The organism is Citrobacter sp. RHBSTW-00944, from assembly GCF_013615435.1.
Lineage (GTDB): Bacteria > Pseudomonadota > Gammaproteobacteria > Enterobacterales > Enterobacteriaceae > Citrobacter > Citrobacter braakii.
The window spans coordinates 202638-219960 of record NZ_CP055418.1; the positions used below are offsets into that span (position 1 = coordinate 202638).

The following is a 17323-nucleotide window of genomic DNA, read 5'->3' on the forward strand; positions in this document are numbered from 1 at the left end:
CTTTCGCGCGACATCGGCGTTGGCTGCGCTTGCCCATCTGGTCACTTACTTATGTAAGCTCCTTGTATGAGCTCGCTTGCCGCCTTGCTGTGACGCGAAATCTCTCGGACTTTGTATGTTAGCCGTCTTTTATAAAGCCACGTAAAAGTCGTGACGTCAATTGCTGCGAAATCGGTTCAGCAAACGAAAAAATGACGGGAATTTACGTTATTTAATTCACATCGAATCAAATAAGCTTTGCTTATGGAAATGTTAATAAATTACCTCGCTTACCACTAAAGGGTTAGCGAGGCGATAAGCGGTTAATGCCAGCAGAAATGATGCACAACCTGGGTGATCAATTCGCGGGTTGGCTTAATAAAACGAGTTTCCAGATACTCATCCGGCTGATGCGCCTGATTAATGGAGCCAGGCCCTAACACCAGCGTCGGGCAAAGCGTCTGGATAAACGGCGCTTCGGTGCAGTAGTTCACCACTTCTGTCTGTGCGCCCAGCAGTTTCTCAACCACTTGTACCAGTTGATGATCTGGTGGGCACTCATAGCCTGGAATTGGCGGATGTAGCTCCGACACCGTCAGGCGACCTGGCCAGCGCTCGCTGACCGGGGCCAGCGCGTCGTTAAGTAAGCCATTGAGATCGTTAAGCGTCATGCCGGGCAGTGGGCGAATATCCATATGCAGCTCGCAGCAGGCGCAGATTCGGTTGGCGGCGTCGCCGCCGTGGATGTGACCCAAATTTAACGTCGGATAAGGGACGGTAAAAGCATCATGGTGATAGCGCTCTTTCAGATCATCGCGCAGATTCATGATATGACCGATGGCATCATGCATCAGTTCAATGGCATTCACGCCACGAGCCGGATCGCTCGAGTGACCCGATTGTCCCAAAATGCGAATCGCATTAGAGATATGACCTTTGTGCGCGCGGACCGGTTGCAAAGAAGTGGGTTCGCCAATGATCGCGCAGTCCGGGCGTAAAGCGGTGGTTTCAGAGAAATAACGCGCTCCCGCCATGCTGGTCTCTTCATCGGCAGTGGCCAGAATGTACAGGGGCTTTTTCAGTTGAGTGACGTCGACGTCACGCAGCGCGTCGAGGATAAAGGCGAAGAAGCCTTTCATATCTGCCGTACCCAAACCGTAGAGCTTATTGTCATGCTCGGTCAGGGTGAACGGATCGCGCGTCCAGCGTCCGTCGTCAAAGGGGACGGTATCGGTATGGCCCGCCAACAACAAACCACCGGCTCCCTGTCCAATGCTTGCCAGCATATTGAATTTATTGCGCGTGTCGGGAACCGGCTGGACCTCCACATTAAAGCCTAAATCTTTGAACCAGCCCGCCAGCAGAGTGATTAAACCTGCATTACTTTGGTCGAGCGCTTCTTCGGTGGCGCTAATCGACGGCATGGCAATCAGAGCGCGGTATATCTCGATAAATGGCGGTAAATTGTTTTTCATTGTTGACACACCTCGGGTCATGATAGTATCAATATTCATGCAGTATTTGTGAATAAAAATACATTAACGTTGAGCGTAATAAAACCCACCAAGTGTAAGGTGAGGTGATAAAGGCTTATATCTGGCAACAGAATCTAAGAAGGTGAGCAGCCCCGATGTTGAATACGCTGATTGTGGGCGCCAGTGGCTATGCCGGCGCAGAGCTTGTGACCTATGTAAATCGCCATCCTGATATGACCATAACCGCTTTGACCGTCTCAGCGCAAAGCAATGATGCAGGAAAATTAATCTCCGATTTGCATCCGCAGTTGAAAGGCATTGTCGATTTACCGTTACAGCCAATGTCAGATATCAGCGAGTTTAGCGCAGGGGTGGACGTTGTGTTCCTCGCAACGGCACATGAGGTGAGCCATGACCTGGCCCCGCAGTTTTTGCAGGCCGGATGCGTGGTGTTTGACCTCTCGGGCGCGTTTCGCGTAAACGACGGCGCGTTCTATGAAAAATATTACGGCTTTACCCATCAGCATCCCGACCTGCTGGAGCAGGCGGTTTATGGACTGGCGGAGTGGAGCGCAGACCAACTGAAAGACGCGAATCTGATTGCCGTGCCGGGTTGCTACCCGACGGCGGCGCAGCTGTCGCTGAAACCACTGATTGATGCCGGGCTGCTGGATCTCAGCCAGTGGCCGGTAATTAACGCCACCAGCGGCGTGAGCGGCGCGGGACGTAAGGCGGCTATTTCCAACAGCTTTTGTGAGGTGAGCCTGCAGCCGTATGGCGTGTTTACCCATCGCCATCAGCCGGAAATCGCTACTCACCTTGGTGCGGAGGTGATCTTCACCCCGCATCTGGGCAACTTCCCGCGCGGAATTCTGGAAACCATCACCTGCCGTTTGCAAGCGGGCGTAACCCATGCGCAAGTGGCTCAAACGTTGCAACAGGCGTATGGCGATAAGCCACTGGTGCGTCTGTATGACAAAGGCGTTCCGGCGCTGAAGAACGTGGTTGGCTTACCGTTCTGTGATATCGGGTTTGCCGTACAGGGTGAGCACCTGATCGTGGTGGCAACTGAAGACAACTTATTGAAAGGCGCGGCGGCACAGGCGATGCAGTGCGCAAATATTCGTTTTGGCTTTGCTGAAACGCAGTCTCTTATTTAAGGGTGCAACGATGAATCCATTAATTATCAAGCTGGGCGGCGTTTTACTGGATAGCGAAGAGGCGCTGGAGCGTCTGTTTACCGCACTGGTGAATTATCGTGAGTCGCATCAGCGACCGCTGGTCATTGTGCACGGTGGCGGCTGCGTGGTTGACGATCTGATGAAGCAGCTGAACCTGCCGGTGAAAAAGAAAAATGGTCTGCGCGTCACGCCAGCCGATCAAATTGACATTATTACCGGCGCCCTGGCGGGAACAGCGAATAAAACCTTACTGGCCTGGGCGAAAAAGCATCACATCGCATCCGTGGGTCTGTATCTTGGTGATGGCGATAGCGTAAAAGTGACGCCGCTCGATAAAGCGCTGGGTCATGTTGGACTGGCGCAGCCGGGTTCGCCTAAGCTGATTAACACACTGCTGGAAGGCGGTTTTCTGCCGGTAGTTAGCTCCATTGGCGTTACTGAAGACGGACTGCTGATGAACGTTAATGCCGATCAGGCGGCAACGGCGCTGGCGGCAACGCTGGGTGCGGATCTGATCCTGCTCTCTGACGTAAGCGGTATTCTGGATGGTAAAGGCCAGCGTATTGCCGAAATGACCGCCGCTAAAGCGGAACAACTGATTGAACAAGGTATTATTACTGACGGCATGATCGTGAAGGTCAATGCGGCGCTGGATGCCGCGCGCACGCTGGGTCGCCCTGTGGATATTGCCTCCTGGCGTCATGCCGAGCAACTGCCGGCGCTGTTTAACGGCATGCCAATTGGCACGCGGATTTTAGCGTAAACTATTTTGTACCCGATGGCGGTTATGCCTTATCGGGCCTACGTGAACCGAACCTGTACGCCGGATAAGCTAAGCGCCATCCGGCGTTGAAATTCAAGATATTAAGGAAGCAAGTTATGGCACTTTGGGGTGGGCGTTTTACACAGGCAGCAGATCAGCGGTTCAAACAGTTCAACGACTCGTTGCGTTTTGACTACCGCCTGGCAGAACAGGATATTGTCGGCTCTGTGGCCTGGTCTAAAGCGCTGGTAACGGTCGGCGTACTGACTGCCGATGAACAACTGCAATTGGAAGAGGCGCTGAACACTCTGTTGGAAGAGGTTCGCGTTAATCCGCAGCAGATCCTGCAAAGCGATGCTGAAGATATTCATAGCTGGGTGGAAGGTAAGCTGATTGATAAAGTCGGCCAGCTTGGTAAAAAACTGCATACCGGACGTAGCCGTAATGACCAGGTCGCGACCGATCTTAAACTGTGGTGTAAAGACACGGTTATTGAATTACTGTCGGCCAACCGTCAGCTGCAAAGTGCGCTGGTGGTGACGGCAGAGAATAACCAGGACGCCGTCATGCCGGGTTACACCCACCTGCAACGTGCGCAGCCGGTGACGTTTGCTCATTGGTGTCTGGCCTATGTCGAAATGTTGGCGCGTGACGAGAGCCGTCTGCAGGATTCGCTCAAGCGCCTGGACGTCAGTCCACTGGGCTGCGGCGCGCTGGCGGGGACGGCGTATGAAATCGATCGCGAGCAGCTGGCCGGTTGGCTGGGCTTTTCCTCGGCGACGCGTAACAGTCTGGACAGTGTTTCTGACCGTGACCACGTGCTGGAGTTACTCTCCAACGCTTCTATCGGCATGGTGCACCTGTCGCGTTTTGCTGAAGACCTGATTTTCTTTAATACCGGCGAAGCGGGCTTTGTCGAGCTGTCCGATCGTGTAACTTCGGGTTCATCTCTGATGCCGCAGAAGAAAAACCCGGATGCGCTGGAGCTGATCCGTGGCAAATGCGGTCGCGTGCAGGGTGCGCTGACCGGCATGATGATGACCTTAAAAGGTCTCCCGTTGGCATACAACAAAGATATGCAGGAAGACAAAGAAGGGCTGTTCGATGCGCTCGACACCTGGCTGGACTGTCTGCATATGGCTGCGCTGGTGCTGGATGGCATTCAGGTGAAACGTCCGCGTTGTCAGGAAGCGGCGCAGCAGGGTTATGCTAACGCCACCGAGTTGGCGGATTATCTGGTAGCAAAAGGCGTCCCGTTCCGCGAAGCACACCATATTGTGGGTGAGACGGTGGTCGAGGCGATTCGTCAGGGCAAACCGCTGGAAGCGCTGTCGCTTGCTGACTTACAAAAGTTCAGTCAGGTTATTGGCGAGGACGTTTATCCGATCCTCTCGTTGCAATCGTGCCTGGATAAACGTGCGGCGAAAGGCGGCGTGTCGCCACAGCAGGTGGCGCAGGCGATCGACTACGCGAAGGCGCGTCTGATTTAACGTCGGTAATAAAAGAGGCCATCCCGAGGGATGGCCTTGTCATGTTTCTATCCTGGATAGCAGTTTACGGACGATAAATCTCAAATTCCTGGGCGACGTTATTGTCGGTGCAGGTACTTAAGGTGACATAACCGTCGTTACCCACCGTCATACAACGTTGCGTGCCTTCCTTCTGTGAGACGAACTTGTTGTTTTGCCAGGTCCATGTCTGATTTTTGTTGGTATCAGTCGGGGTGTGGCAGGTGTAAGAAATAATATTTCTGCCTTCAACATTATAACCGTTTTGAATATCCAGGCAGCTCTGGCTATTGCCAATTACCAGATGTTCACGGGCATCAAATTTAAAGGTCTGGTTGTTGGAGCCGGAGCAGGCATAGGTGAACAAACGATCGCCATTCCGGATTTGACCGTTTTTGACATCCAGGCAGAGGTTGTTTTTCCGTGATTTATAAACACCGGTGACGACCTCTTTTTCATCTGCGTGAGTAAACGGCGCAAATACCTGGCTGTATGCGTACATCGGTGCCTGCTGTGCGGTCATGCCGCTGTGCTCCGGGCTGACCTGCTTCGCCACGCCCGGCTGATCGCGTGCCATTGACCACGCGCCAATCATGCCGAGGTTGCGTTTTTTCGCATCTTCCATTACCAGTTTCGCATCGGACAGATAGAACACTTCGCCCTGTACATCGTTGTAACCGATCATCGGGGTGGTGCCCATCATGGCGTTGATCTCTTTGTCAGATTTCTCTGGCCAGATTTTCTTCAACTGGGTGAACATGTTGTCGATAGCGGATGTGGCGCATTTACCGTGAATGTTCTGCCCTTCGGTGCCGTCTGACTGGCAGACGGCGTTACCGTAGTCCATGGTCATCACGTTAATACCAGCCAGCTCAACGCCGGCATGGCGCGCATTTTCCAGTACATACAGACCTTCAGCCGTCAGACCGGTCGGCAGAATTGGCAGGGTGTACCAGATACCGACTTTGCGACCTTCCTCTTTCCACTGAGCCTGAACCTCTTTTACTGCCTGGTTGCGACGATCGATGGAATCCTGATCGGCCACCCATGTGCCTTCGATATCAAAATCCAGCACGTTCAGGTTCATGTTATCAACAATGTCGTAGTAGAGTTTTTGCAGGTCTTTAACATTCTTACAGGCAGCTGCCAGCGGGGAGTTATTCGCTCCGCCAATGGAAACCATCACATCGCCACCGGCTTCACGCAGCGCTTTTATTTTGCTGTACTGTGAGTAATCCTGCAGATTATAGGCCGTACCCCAGGTTGGGATGCACTGCTCGCCGCTTTTCGCGACGACAAACGCCATGGTGAAGTGGGTAATATTTTGCTCTTTCGCCAGTTTTGCCAGATCCGGAATGCTGTTCAGGCTAAAGTCGACGTATGGTGCATAAACGTGGGCAGGCCACGGATTTTTCGGCGTCCCTACGCGCTCTTTGGTGCCTGCCCAGTTGGTATAAATCGCCCACGGGTTGTTATCATCCGGCATAAAGCCTTTGACTTTCGTCTGAGCGACATAAGGTATCCCTTTGTACACCGCCAGTTTGCCAGCTTCGTAAAGCGCAATGGAGTTGATCTGTGGGGCATTATTAAATTGTTCCTGGGTGAATTCGACCGTTGGGCCTAACGGTTTCCACGGACGGCCATTGGTGCCGGTCGGGTTCTGGTTACCTGCAATAGAAGGGTTTTCGCCAACGGTATAGTACAGTGCTTCATAAGACTGGCCGTCAACTTTGACCTCATCCCCTTTGTTATAAACCTGGCTGGAACTCCAGTCGGGTACTGGCGTATAGAGTTTCCACGGGTTATCGGCACCTGGGGTGAAGGAATAAGCCGGAATGGGCCTGGACGCTTCATATGTCACATCCTGATAAGCGACAATATCATCTTTGGCATAATCTTTTTCTGCGCTGAATGCGTCGTGGGCGACCGGCGTGGCGCTGCCCGCGTCACAGGTCGTTGGGTTGCCGTATTGGTCTATTTCCGCTTTTGTGGCATCGCGCACATAACTCCACGGATTATCCCAGTTTTCAGCGGACGCGCCCTGTGGGCAATTATCGGCATTTATATACCAGCGGTTACTATAAACTTTACTGTCAAAAATAACTTCAATGGTGTTTCCACCTGACTGACCGCTCCAGGCTTCCAGGGCGAATGCGTTTGCGGCGCACGACATCAGGCCTGCCGCGAGAAAATATCGCGAAATAGTATTGAGTTTCATAAAAGATTCCATTCGATAAATATTAGAAAAATATGGGTGAATGTACTCTAAATAATTAGAGTGGCGAAGAAACGAGTGTTCTTGCGATTTGCCATATATTGAATATCGCGCGGTTATTATTTATGAACCTGATAGGGCGTCAAATATATAAATGATACAAAATGTTTTTGATTATTTTAATTTAATATGATTTTCATTTAAATAATCGAATGGAAATATGTAATTTATATTTTGTATATATTTTTTTGAATGTATTCGCGCCGGGCGCAAAAAAAAATGCGGACTCAAGGTCCGCAAAAGTTCACGTTGGCTTTAGTTATTTCGAGTATGAGAGAAACTCTCAAAACGGACAGTAGCTTCAAGGGTTAAAGGGGTACCGTTCCGTTTCTGTGGTGCATTATTAAACAGAAAGCTTGATAGGGATAATCGTTCGTTGCTATTCTACCTATCGCTACGAACTATCGTGGCGATGGAGGATGAATAATGAATATTCGTGATCTTGAATACCTGGTGGCGCTAGCCGAACATCGTCACTTCCGACGAGCGGCAGACTCCTGTCACGTTAGTCAGCCAACGCTGAGCGGACAGATCCGCAAGCTGGAAGATGAGCTTGGCGTCATGCTGCTGGAGCGTACGAGTCGCAAAGTGCTGTTCACTCAGGCAGGTTTACTGCTGGTGGATCAGGCGCGCACCGTGCTGCGCGAGGTCAAAGTGCTCAAGGAGATGGCAAGCCAACAAGGCGAGACAATGTCTGGACCGCTGCATATTGGTTTGATCCCAACGGTGGGGCCATACCTGCTGCCGCATATTATTCCTATGTTGCACCAGACCTTCCCAAAACTGGAAATGTATCTCCATGAGGCGCAGACGCATCAGCTGTTGGCGCAACTGGATAGCGGTAAGCTCGACTGCGTCATTCTGGCGCTGGTGAAAGAGAGTGAGGCGTTCATCGAAGTACCATTATTTGATGAGCCTATGCTGCTGGTGATCTATGAAGATCACCCATGGGCAAACCGCGACTGTGTACCGATGTCCGATCTGGCGGGTGAGAAACTGCTGATGCTAGAGGATGGCCACTGCCTGCGCGATCAGGCGATGGGCTTCTGCTTTGAAGCGGGTGCCGATGAGGATACCCATTTCCGGGCGACCAGTCTGGAAACGCTGCGTAACATGGTGGCGGCAGGCAGCGGTATTACCTTACTGCCTGCGCTGGCCGTGCCGCCGGAGCGTAAGCGTGATGGCGTTGTCTATCTGCCCTGCATCAAGCCTGAACCGCGCCGTACGATTGGCCTGGTGTATCGTCCAGGTTCGCCGCTGCGCAGCCGTTATGAACAGCTGGCAGAGGCCATCCGTGGGTCAATGGATGGCCATTTCGACAGTGCGTTAAAACAGGCGGTTTAAGCCATTTAGCGCTGCTACCCGATAGGCTTCCGCCATGGTTGGGTAGTTAAAGGTGGTGTTAACGAAGTATTCGATGGTGTTACCACCACCTTTTTGCTCCATTATCGCCTGACCGATGTGAATAATTTCGGCCGCGCGTTCCCCAAAGCAGTGGATCCCCAGAATCTCTTTCGTTTCGCGATGGAACAGGATCTTCAGCGTTCCGACACTCATACCCACGATTTGCGCACGTGCCAGATGTTTAAACTGGGCGCGGCCAACCTCGTATGGAACTTTCATGGCTGTGAGCTGCTGCTCGGTTTTCCCGACGGAGCTGATTTCCGGAATGGTATAAATCCCGGTCGGGATATCTTCGATCAGATGCGCGGTAGCTTCGCCTTTTACCAATGCCTGGGCGGCAATGCGTCCCTGATCGTAGGCCGCCGATGCCAGACTCGGATAGCCGATCACATCTCCTACGGCATACACGTGAGGCAGCGCCGTCTGGTACATGCTGTTGACCTTCAACTGTCCGCGGCTGTCGGTTTTCAACCCAATATTTTCCAGCGCCAGCGAATCGGTATTACCGGTACGGCCATTGGCGTACAACAGGCAGTCGGCTTTCAGTTTCTTACCGGATTTCAGATGCATGATGACGCCGTCATCGCAACCTTCAATCTTCTCGTACTCTTCGTTGTGGCGAATGACCACACCGCTGTTCCAGAAGTGGTAAGAGAGCGAGTCGGACATCTCTTGATCGAGGAACGCAAGCAGACGATCGCGGGTGTTGATTAAATCGACTTTGACGTCCATTCCACGGAAGATCGACGCATATTCGCAGCCAATTACTCCCGCACCATAAATCAAAACATGGCGGGGTTCATGGTGCAGGCTCAGGATAGAGTCGCTGTCATAAACCCGGGGATGGGAAAAGTCGACATCCACCGGATGATAGGGGCGTGAACCACAGGCGATGATGAACTTATCCGCGGTCAGCGTTTCCACCGTGCCGTCGTGGCATTCAAGGGCGAGTGTGTGTTCATCAACAAAACGGGCATTTCCCTGCAAAATTTCACAGTGGTTGCGCTCGTAAAATCCTTGCCGCATACGCGTTTGCTGATTAATAACGTTATCAGCGTGGTTGAGAATATCGGCGAAAGAAGAACGAAGGAGTCGGGAGTGGTCGCTGTAAAGTGGGTTCTGATTGAATTCAATAATACGGCTGACGGCGTGGCGGAGGGCTTTCGACGGGATGGTCCCCCAGTGGGTACAGCCTCCGCCGACGTTATGATAGCGCTCAATCACCGCGACGCGCGCTCCTTGCTTAACCAGACCCATTGCAGCGCCTTCGCCGCCGGGACCGGAACCTATTACTATTGCATCGTAATCGTAGGAATGTGACATGGTCAGGCTTACCTGTTCTTATACATAAAAGCAACAGAATAGTAACATCGTTGTCGGGATAACCCAATTATCGTTGTGCTTTTTTGCGAACTCGAAGCACAAACGGCGCGTAAACAATCATTCACAAAGCCATGCCAACCGCCTAATCTCTGGTATAGTGCCAGCAAGGTATGTGGAAGGATTCAGACATCGTGATGGGCGTTAGAGCGCAACAAAAAGAAAAAACCCGGCGTTCGCTGGTAGAAGCCGCATTTAGTCAACTCAGCGCTGAGCGTAGTTTTGCCAGCCTCAGTTTACGCGAAGTCGCTCGTGAAGCGGGCATTGCGCCAACCTCGTTTTATCGCCATTTCCGTGATGTGGATGAACTCGGCCTGACGATGGTGGATGAGAGTGGTTTGATGCTGCGTCAGTTGATGCGTCAGGCGCGTCAGCGTATCGCGAAGGGCGGGAGTGTGATCCGCACCTCGGTCTCAACATTTATGGAGTTCATCGGCAACAATCCCAACGCCTTCCGTTTATTATTGCGCGAGCGTTCGGGAACCTCCGCAGCGTTTCGCGCAGCGGTTGCTCGTGAAATTCAGCACTTCATTGCGGAACTTGCGGACTATCTCGAACTCGAAAACCATATGCCTCGTGCGTTTACTGAAGCGCAGGCCGAAGCCATGGTCACCATTGTGTTCAGCGCCGGGGCAGAAGCACTGGATGTTGGCGCCGAGCAGCGTCGACAGCTGGAAGAACGGCTGGTATTGCAACTGCGCATGATCGCGAAGGGCGCATTTTATTGGTACCGCCGTGAACAAGAGAAGATGACGCATCACTCCGAGTAACGAGAAGGACGAGCAATGAAACAGTCAGGTCAAGATAAAGGTACGCTGCTGCTGGCGCTGGTTGCTGGCTTATCGATCAATGGCACATTTGCGGCGCTGTTTAGCTCCATTGTGCCATTCTCAGTATTCCCAATTATTTCGCTGGTGCTGACGGTTTATTGTCTGCATCAACGCTATCAAAACCGTACCATGCCTGTGGGGTTACCGGGCCTGGCCGCCGCCTGTTTTATTCTCGGCGTTCTGTTGTACAGCACTGTGGTACGCGCTGAATATCCGGATATTGGCTCTAACTTCTTCCCGGCGGTTCTGTCGGTGATTCTGGTGTTCTGGATCGGCTTTAAAGTGCGTAACCGTAGACAGGAAATCGTGGAGTAATATTTGTAGGCCGGGCAAGCGAAGCGCGCCCGGCCAGGACATCATTTACTTGGCGGTCAGTAATACTCCGCACTCCATATGGTGCGTATACGGGAACTGATCGAACAGAGCCAGGCGTGAAACATTGTGCGTCTGGCTTAACGTTTCCAGGTTCTTACACAATGTCTCCGGGTTACAGGAGATGTACAGAATTCGCGGGTACGCCTGCACCATTTTCTCTGTTTCGCTGTCCAGACCGCTGCGCGGTGGGTCAACGAAAATGGTTTCACACTGGTAACTCTTCAGATCGATTCCCTGCAAACGGTTGAACTCACGAACCCCGTTCATCGCCTGAGTAAACTCTTCGGCCGCCATGCGGATAATTTGTACGTTATCAATATGGTTAGCCGCAATGTTGTATTGCGCTGCAGCCACGGACGGTTTAGCGATTTCAGTGGCCAGCACGCGGTTGAAGTTTTGTGCGAGGGCTAACGAGAAATTGCCATTGCCGCAGTACAGCTCAAGCAGGTCGCCTTTTGATCCCCTGGTGACATCAATCGCCCATTCCAGCATCTGAATATTCATGACGGCATTCGGCTGGGTGAAGCTGTTCTCAACCTGGCGGTAGATAATCTCTTTACCCGCAACCGGCAAGCGTTCGTCAATGTAATCCTGGTCCAGCTCGATTTTGGTTTTGGTTGCCCGGCCAATCAGATGCACGTTCAGGTTTTGCGCCCGTAACGCATCCCGCAGCGCTTCAGCTTCCTGACGCCATTCATCATCCAGCTTTTTATGGTACAGCATCGATACCACCGCCTGATCGCTCAGGGTAGTGAGGTAATCAATCTGGAACAGTTTGTGGCGCAGGACGTGGTTGTTGCGAACGCCGTCGATCATTGCCGTCATCAGCGTGTTGATAAGCTCGCTGGCCGCCGGGAAACTGTCGACGCGGATACGGCTTTTGGTCTGGCTGTCGAACATGATGTGGTACAGATCATCCCCGTCATGCCACAGACGAAATTCCGCGCGCATACGGTAGTGGCTGACCGGCGAGCGAAACACTTCCGGAGCCTGTGCATAAAATGGCGTCATTAAGCTCTGCAGACGCACTACTTTTTCAGCTAACTGGGCGTCGTACTGTTCTGTCGGAAGGTGTTCGGGGGTCATGATGCGTCCTGAAAAATAAAAGTACGCGGGGATTGTAGGGATTGCTCAACAGATGTCCAGTCATTGATGATTTCCGATATTGTGATGCGCGGTCTGGACACCAGGTTGTAACAAACTGTAGCATCCGTTTTCCGGTCCTGTGAGTTAAAAGGGAATCCAGTGTGAATCTGGAGCTGACGCGCAGCGGTAAGGAAGGTAGGAGATGAGCGCACCTGGTGCAGACACTGCGGCTTGCCGTGGGAAGTCATCATCTCTTTAAGTTGCCTCCAAGCCCGAAGACCTGCCGGCTAACGTCGCATCTGGTTTTCATCATCGCGTACTATCGGTGGGACCTGCGGCATCCTTCTTATATTGTGGATGCTTTACAATGATTAAAAAATCGTTGCTGTGCACGGCGCTGTCCGTCACAGCATTTTCGGGTTGGGCGCAGGACACTAGCCCAGATACTCTCGTCGTCACTGCCAACCGTTTTCAGCAGCCTCGTAGCGCTGTACTTGCCCCTATCACCGTTGTTACGCGTCAGGACATCGATCGCTGGCAATCCACTTCCGTCAATGATGTGCTTCGTCGCCTGCCGGGCGTGGATATCGCCCAATACGGTGGTATGGGACAAAATTCGTCTATTTCTATTCGCGGCACCAATGCCAGCCATGTGCTGGTGTTGATTGACGGCGTGCGTCTGAACCTGGCAGGGGTTAGCGGCGCAGCCGATCTTAGCCAGTTCCCAGTCTCGTTAGTGCAACGTATCGAATACATTCGTGGGCCGCGGTCGGCGGTTTATGGGTCTGATGCGATTGGTGGTGTGGTGAATATCATTACCACGCGTGAAAAGCCGGGGACGGAACTCACTGCTGGTGTGGGGAGCAATGGGTATCAGAATTATGATGTCTCAACCCAACAACAGCTTGGCGAAAATACGCGCGTCACATTAATGGGCGATTATGCCTATACCAAAGGTTTTGATGTTGTCGCATACGGTAGCACTGGCTCTCAGGCTCAGCCTGACAAAGACGGTTTCTTAAGTAAGACGCTATATGGCGCGCTGGAACATAACTTTTCCGATACATGGAGCGGGTTTGTTCGCGGCTACGGCTATGATAACCGAACAGATTATGACGCGTATTATTATCCTGGGACGCCGTTAGTGGATACCCGTCAGCTCTATAGCCAAAGCTGGGATGCCGGGCTGCGCTTTAATGGCGAGCTTATCCAGTCACAACTGGTTTCCAGCTATAGCCATAGTAAAGATTACAACTATGATCCGGATTATGGCCGCTATGACTCCTCGGCCACACTGGATGATATGAAGCAATATAATGTTCAGTGGTCCAACAGTATGGTGCTTGGTCACGGTAACGTAGGCGCAGGCGTTGACTGGCAAAAGCAAACCACGACGCCTGGCACCGGGTATGTCACGGACGGTTACGATCAGCGTAATACGGGTCTCTACCTGACCGGGTTGCAGCAACTGGGCGACTTTACCTTTGAAGGTGCGGCGCGCAGTGATGATAACTCCGAGTTTGGCCGTCATGGCACATGGCAGACCAGCGCCGGATGGGAGTTTATTGAAGGCTATCGCTTTATTGCGTCCTACGGTACATCTTACAAAGCGCCTAATCTCGGACAGTTGCATGGTTATTACGGTAATTCGAACCTGGATCCTGAACAAAGTAAGCAATGGGAAGGGGCGTTTGAAGGCTTAACGGCGGGCGTGAACTGGCGTGTATCCGGATATCGTAATGATATCGATGACATGATCGATTACGACCCGCATACCGAGAAATACTTTAATGAAGGTAAAGTTCGTATTAAAGGTGTGGAAGCGACCGCAAACTTTGATACCGGGCCGTTGGCACATACGCTGAGCTACGATTATGTCGATTCGCGCAATGCGATTACGGACAAGCCGCTCGCACGGCGTTCTAAAAACCAGGTGAAGTACCAACTCGACTGGCAGGTTTATGATTTTGACTGGGGCCTGACGTATCATTACCTGGGAACGCGTTATGACACTGACTACGTAACCTACCAGCCGGTAAAAATGGGTGGGGTTAGCCTGTGGGATCTTGGCGTGTCATATCCAATCACCTCACAGCTGACAGTTCGTGGTAAAATCGCCAACCTGTTCGATAAAGATTACGAGACAGTTTATGGCTACGCAACTGCAGGACGGGAATACACCTTGTCTGGCAGCTACACTTTCTGATCCGCGTCCCACCGTGCTGGTGTTTGATTCCGGCGTCGGTGGGTTGTCGGTCTATGACGAGATCCGGCGTCTTCTGCCGGATCTCCACTATATATACGCTTTCGACAACGTCGCCTTTCCTTATGGAGAGAAGAGCGAGGAGTTTATCGTCGAACGTGTTGTTGAGATTGTGACTGCGGTCCAGCAGCGTTATCCCCTCTCTCTTGCGGTCATCGCGTGTAATACAGCAAGCACGGTATCGCTCCCTGCATTACGTGAGAAATTTGCCTTTCCGGTTGTGGGCGTGGTGCCTGCCATTAAACCGGCGGCGCGACTCACGGCGAATGGTGTGGTGGGACTGCTGGCTACGCGTGCAACGGTGAAGCGTTCATATACCCATGAGTTGATTGCACGGTTTGCTAACGAATGTCAGATAGCGATGCTGGGTTCCGCTGAGCTGGTGGAACTGGCGGAAGCGAAGCTGCATGGTGAAACCGTTTCTCTGGAAGAACTGCGTCGTGTCCTGCGCCCTTGGCTGCGGATGTCGGAACCACCTGACACAGTGGTGCTCGGATGCACCCATTTCCCTCTATTACGGGAAGAACTTTTACAGGTCCTGCCCGAGGGGACGCGGCTGGTGGATTCTGGTGCCGCGATTGCGCGTCGTACGGCCTGGTTATTAGAACATGAAGCGCCAGACGCGAAATCAACTGATGAGAATGTCGCATTCTGCATGGCAATGACGGCAGAAGCCGAACAATTATTGCCCGTGCTGCAGCGTTATGGCTTTAAGACGCTCGAAAAACTGGCTGTTTAGGCTGTTTTGGTGGAAAAATAGGCACTCGGAAGATTATTTTAAATTTCCCCTTGTCAGCCTGAAATAACTCCCTATAATGCGCCTCCACTGACACGGAACAACGGATTACAAACCGCCGGGTCAGCGGGGTTCCACTGCGAATCTCGCAGAGAAAAGCAAAAATAAATGCTTGACTCTGAATGAGGAAAACGTAATATACGGGACCTCGCGACAGAGCGCTAAAGCGCGTCGCAACTGCTCTTTAACAATTTATCAGACAATCTGTGTGGGCACTCGAAGATACGGATTCTTAACGTCGCAAGACGAAAAATGAATACCAAGTCTCTGAGTGAACACGTAATTCATTACGAAGTTTAATTCACGAGCATCAAACTTAAATTGAAGAGTTTGATCATGGCTCAGATTGAACGCTGGCGGCAGGCCTAACACATGCAAGTCGAACGGTAGCACAGAGGAGCTTGCTCCTTGGGTGACGAGTGGCGGACGGGTGAGTAATGTCTGGGAAACTGCCCGATGGAGGGGGATAACTACTGGAAACGGTAGCTAATACCGCATAACGTCGCAAGACCAAAGAGGGGGACCTTCGGGCCTCTTGCCATCGGATGTGCCCAGATGGGATTAGCTAGTAGGTGGGGTAACGGCTCACCTAGGCGACGATCCCTAGCTGGTCTGAGAGGATGACCAGCCACACTGGAACTGAGACACGGTCCAGACTCCTACGGGAGGCAGCAGTGGGGAATATTGCACAATGGGCGCAAGCCTGATGCAGCCATGCCGCGTGTATGAAGAAGGCCTTCGGGTTGTAAAGTACTTTCAGCGAGGAGGAAGGTGTTGTGGTTAATAACCGCAGCAATTGACGTTACTCGCAGAAGAAGCACCGGCTAACTCCGTGCCAGCAGCCGCGGTAATACGGAGGGTGCAAGCGTTAATCGGAATTACTGGGCGTAAAGCGCACGCAGGCGGTCTGTCAAGTCGGATGTGAAATCCCCGGGCTCAACCTGGGAACTGCATCCGAAACTGGCAGGCTAGAGTCTTGTAGAGGGGGGTAGAATTCCAGGTGTAGCGGTGAAATGCGTAGAGATCTGGAGGAATACCGGTGGCGAAGGCGGCCCCCTGGACAAAGACTGACGCTCAGGTGCGAAAGCGTGGGGAGCAAACAGGATTAGATACCCTGGTAGTCCACGCCGTAAACGATGTCGACTTGGAGGTTGTGCCCTTGAGGCGTGGCTTCCGGAGCTAACGCGTTAAGTCGACCGCCTGGGGAGTACGGCCGCAAGGTTAAAACTCAAATGAATTGACGGGGGCCCGCACAAGCGGTGGAGCATGTGGTTTAATTCGATGCAACGCGAAGAACCTTACCTACTCTTGACATCCAGAGAACTTAGCAGAGATGCTTTGGTGCCTTCGGGAACTCTGAGACAGGTGCTGCATGGCTGTCGTCAGCTCGTGTTGTGAAATGTTGGGTTAAGTCCCGCAACGAGCGCAACCCTTATCCTTTGTTGCCAGCGATTCGGTCGGGAACTCAAAGGAGACTGCCAGTGATAAACTGGAGGAAGGTGGGGATGACGTCAAGTCATCATGGCCCTTACGAGTAGGGCTACACACGTGCTACAATGGCATATACAAAGAGAAGCGACCTCGCGAGAGCAAGCGGACCTCATAAAGTATGTCGTAGTCCGGATTGGAGTCTGCAACTCGACTCCATGAAGTCGGAATCGCTAGTAATCGTGGATCAGAATGCCACGGTGAATACGTTCCCGGGCCTTGTACACACCGCCCGTCACACCATGGGAGTGGGTTGCAAAAGAAGTAGGTAGCTTAACCTTCGGGAGGGCGCTTACCACTTTGTGATTCATGACTGGGGTGAAGTCGTAACAAGGTAACCGTAGGGGAACCTGCGGTTGGATCACCTCCTTACCTTAAAGAACCGACCTTTGTAGTGCTCACACAGATTGTCTGATGAAAATTAGCAGTAAGAAAATCTCTGCAGGCTTGTAGCTCAGGTGGTTAGAGCGCACCCCTGATAAGGGTGAGGTCGGTGGTTCAAGTCCACTCAGGCCTACCA

General features: G+C 52.3%; 12 protein-coding genes, 1 tRNA gene, 1 rRNA gene and 1 riboswitch. Of the genes, 10 read left to right on the top strand and 4 right to left on the bottom strand.

Annotation, left to right across the window (positions count from 1 at the left end; all coding sequences use genetic code 11):
* Positions 1–302: 302 nt before the first annotated feature.
* Positions 303–1454: an acetylornithine deacetylase gene (gene argE / locus HV334_RS01000; RefSeq protein ID WP_016155286.1), complete on the bottom strand. Its 1152-nt coding sequence runs from the start codon at positions 1452–1454 to the stop codon at positions 303–305.
* Positions 1455–1609: 155 nt separating this feature from the next.
* Between argE and argC the strand changes: the two genes are divergently transcribed.
* The 3 genes from argC to argH all read left to right on the top strand — a co-directional run bounded on the left by argC (position 1610) and on the right by argH (position 4888).
* On the top strand, positions 1610–2614 hold the full coding sequence (argC, locus tag HV334_RS01005) for an N-acetyl-gamma-glutamyl-phosphate reductase (protein ID WP_016155287.1): 1005 nt from the start codon (positions 1610–1612) through the stop codon (positions 2612–2614).
* A 10-nt stretch (positions 2615–2624) separates the two neighbouring features.
* Positions 2625–3398 carry an acetylglutamate kinase gene (argB, locus tag HV334_RS01010; protein ID WP_016155288.1) on the top strand — a complete coding sequence of 258 codons (774 nt, stop codon included), beginning with the start codon at positions 2625–2627 and terminating at the stop codon, positions 3396–3398.
* 116 nt (positions 3399–3514) lie between these two features.
* The gene (argH, locus tag HV334_RS01015) at positions 3515–4888 is read left to right on the top strand and encodes an argininosuccinate lyase (protein ID WP_047497608.1); all 1374 of its coding nucleotides are present in this window, start codon (positions 3515–3517) and stop codon (positions 4886–4888) included.
* Positions 4889–4952: 64 nt separating this feature from the next.
* Here argH and HV334_RS01020 read toward each other — a convergent pair whose 3' ends face one another.
* A complete protein-coding gene (locus HV334_RS01020; protein WP_181221070.1) occupies positions 4953–7124 on the bottom strand; it encodes a ricin-type beta-trefoil lectin domain protein in 2172 nt (723 codons plus the stop codon).
* Between the two features lie 483 nt (positions 7125–7607).
* On the opposite strand from HV334_RS01020, the gene oxyR reads away from it, so the two are divergent.
* A complete protein-coding gene (gene oxyR, locus HV334_RS01025) occupies positions 7608–8525 on the top strand; it encodes a DNA-binding transcriptional regulator OxyR (RefSeq protein WP_181221071.1) in 918 nt (305 codons plus the stop codon).
* On the opposite strand, the gene sthA is transcribed toward oxyR, so the two are convergent.
* Entirely contained in the window at positions 8508–9908 is a 1401-nt protein-coding gene (gene sthA, locus HV334_RS01030) for a Si-specific NAD(P)(+) transhydrogenase (RefSeq protein WP_016155291.1), read from the bottom strand. The two genes, oxyR and sthA, sit on opposite strands and share 18 nt — an antisense overlap.
* 191 nt (positions 9909–10099) lie before the next feature.
* On the opposite strand from sthA, the gene fabR reads away from it, so the two are divergent.
* Both fabR and HV334_RS01040 read left to right on the top strand, forming a co-directional pair.
* Complete coding sequence (gene fabR, locus HV334_RS01035) at positions 10100–10735, top strand: HTH-type transcriptional repressor FabR (protein WP_003028862.1); 636 nt, start codon at positions 10100–10102, stop codon at positions 10733–10735.
* A 15-nt stretch (positions 10736–10750) separates the two neighbouring features.
* A complete protein-coding gene (locus tag HV334_RS01040) occupies positions 10751–11110 on the top strand; it encodes a YijD family membrane protein (RefSeq protein ID WP_016155292.1) in 360 nt (119 codons plus the stop codon).
* A 45-nt stretch (positions 11111–11155) separates the two neighbouring features.
* On the opposite strand, the gene trmA is transcribed toward HV334_RS01040, so the two are convergent.
* On the bottom strand, positions 11156–12256 hold the full coding sequence (gene trmA, locus HV334_RS01045; RefSeq protein WP_181221072.1) for a tRNA (uridine(54)-C5)-methyltransferase TrmA: 1101 nt from the start codon (positions 12254–12256) through the stop codon (positions 11156–11158).
* A gap of 115 nt (positions 12257–12371) precedes the next feature.
* Positions 12372–12559, top strand: a riboswitch (cobalamin riboswitch).
* 64 nt (positions 12560–12623) lie between these two features.
* Between trmA and btuB the strand changes: the two genes are divergently transcribed.
* The 4 genes from btuB (at position 12624) to HV334_RS01065 (ending at position 17323) form a co-directional block, all read left to right on the top strand.
* Positions 12624–14462, top strand: coding sequence for a TonB-dependent vitamin B12 receptor BtuB (gene btuB / locus HV334_RS01050; RefSeq protein WP_047497611.1), 1839 nt, complete (start codon positions 12624–12626; stop codon positions 14460–14462).
* Positions 14407–15258 carry a glutamate racemase gene (gene murI / locus HV334_RS01055; protein ID WP_016157938.1) on the top strand — a complete coding sequence of 284 codons (852 nt, stop codon included), beginning with the start codon at positions 14407–14409 and terminating at the stop codon, positions 15256–15258. The genes btuB and murI overlap by 56 nt, the downstream gene beginning before the upstream one ends.
* A gap of 375 nt (positions 15259–15633) precedes the next feature.
* Positions 15634–17175: ribosomal RNA gene (locus HV334_RS01060) — 16S ribosomal RNA — on the top strand.
* 71 nt (positions 17176–17246) lie between these two features.
* Positions 17247–17323: transfer RNA gene (locus HV334_RS01065), tRNA-Ile, on the top strand.

Coding starts and splice junctions, on each gene's coding strand:
- argH (WP_047497608.1), top strand. CDS start 3,515: ATGGCACTTTGGGGTGGGCGTTTTACACAGGCAGCAGATCAGCGGTTC.
- oxyR (WP_181221071.1), top strand. CDS start 7,608: ATGAATATTCGTGATCTTGAATACCTGGTGGCGCTAGCCGAACATCGT.
- sthA (WP_016155291.1), bottom strand. CDS start 9,908: ATGTCACATTCCTACGATTACGATGCAATAGTAATAGGTTCCGGTCCC.
- argB (WP_016155288.1), top strand. CDS start 2,625: ATGAATCCATTAATTATCAAGCTGGGCGGCGTTTTACTGGATAGCGAA.
- argC (WP_016155287.1), top strand. CDS start 1,610: ATGTTGAATACGCTGATTGTGGGCGCCAGTGGCTATGCCGGCGCAGAG.
- argE (WP_016155286.1), bottom strand. CDS start 1,454: ATGAAAAACAATTTACCGCCATTTATCGAGATATACCGCGCTCTGATT.
- trmA (WP_181221072.1), bottom strand. CDS start 12,256: ATGACCCCCGAACACCTTCCGACAGAACAGTACGACGCCCAGTTAGCT.
- btuB (WP_047497611.1), top strand. CDS start 12,624: ATGATTAAAAAATCGTTGCTGTGCACGGCGCTGTCCGTCACAGCATTT.
- HV334_RS01020 (WP_181221070.1), bottom strand. CDS start 7,124: ATGAAACTCAATACTATTTCGCGATATTTTCTCGCGGCAGGCCTGATG.
- HV334_RS01040 (WP_016155292.1), top strand. CDS start 10,751: ATGAAACAGTCAGGTCAAGATAAAGGTACGCTGCTGCTGGCGCTGGTT.
- murI (WP_016157938.1), top strand. CDS start 14,407: ATGGCTACGCAACTGCAGGACGGGAATACACCTTGTCTGGCAGCTACA.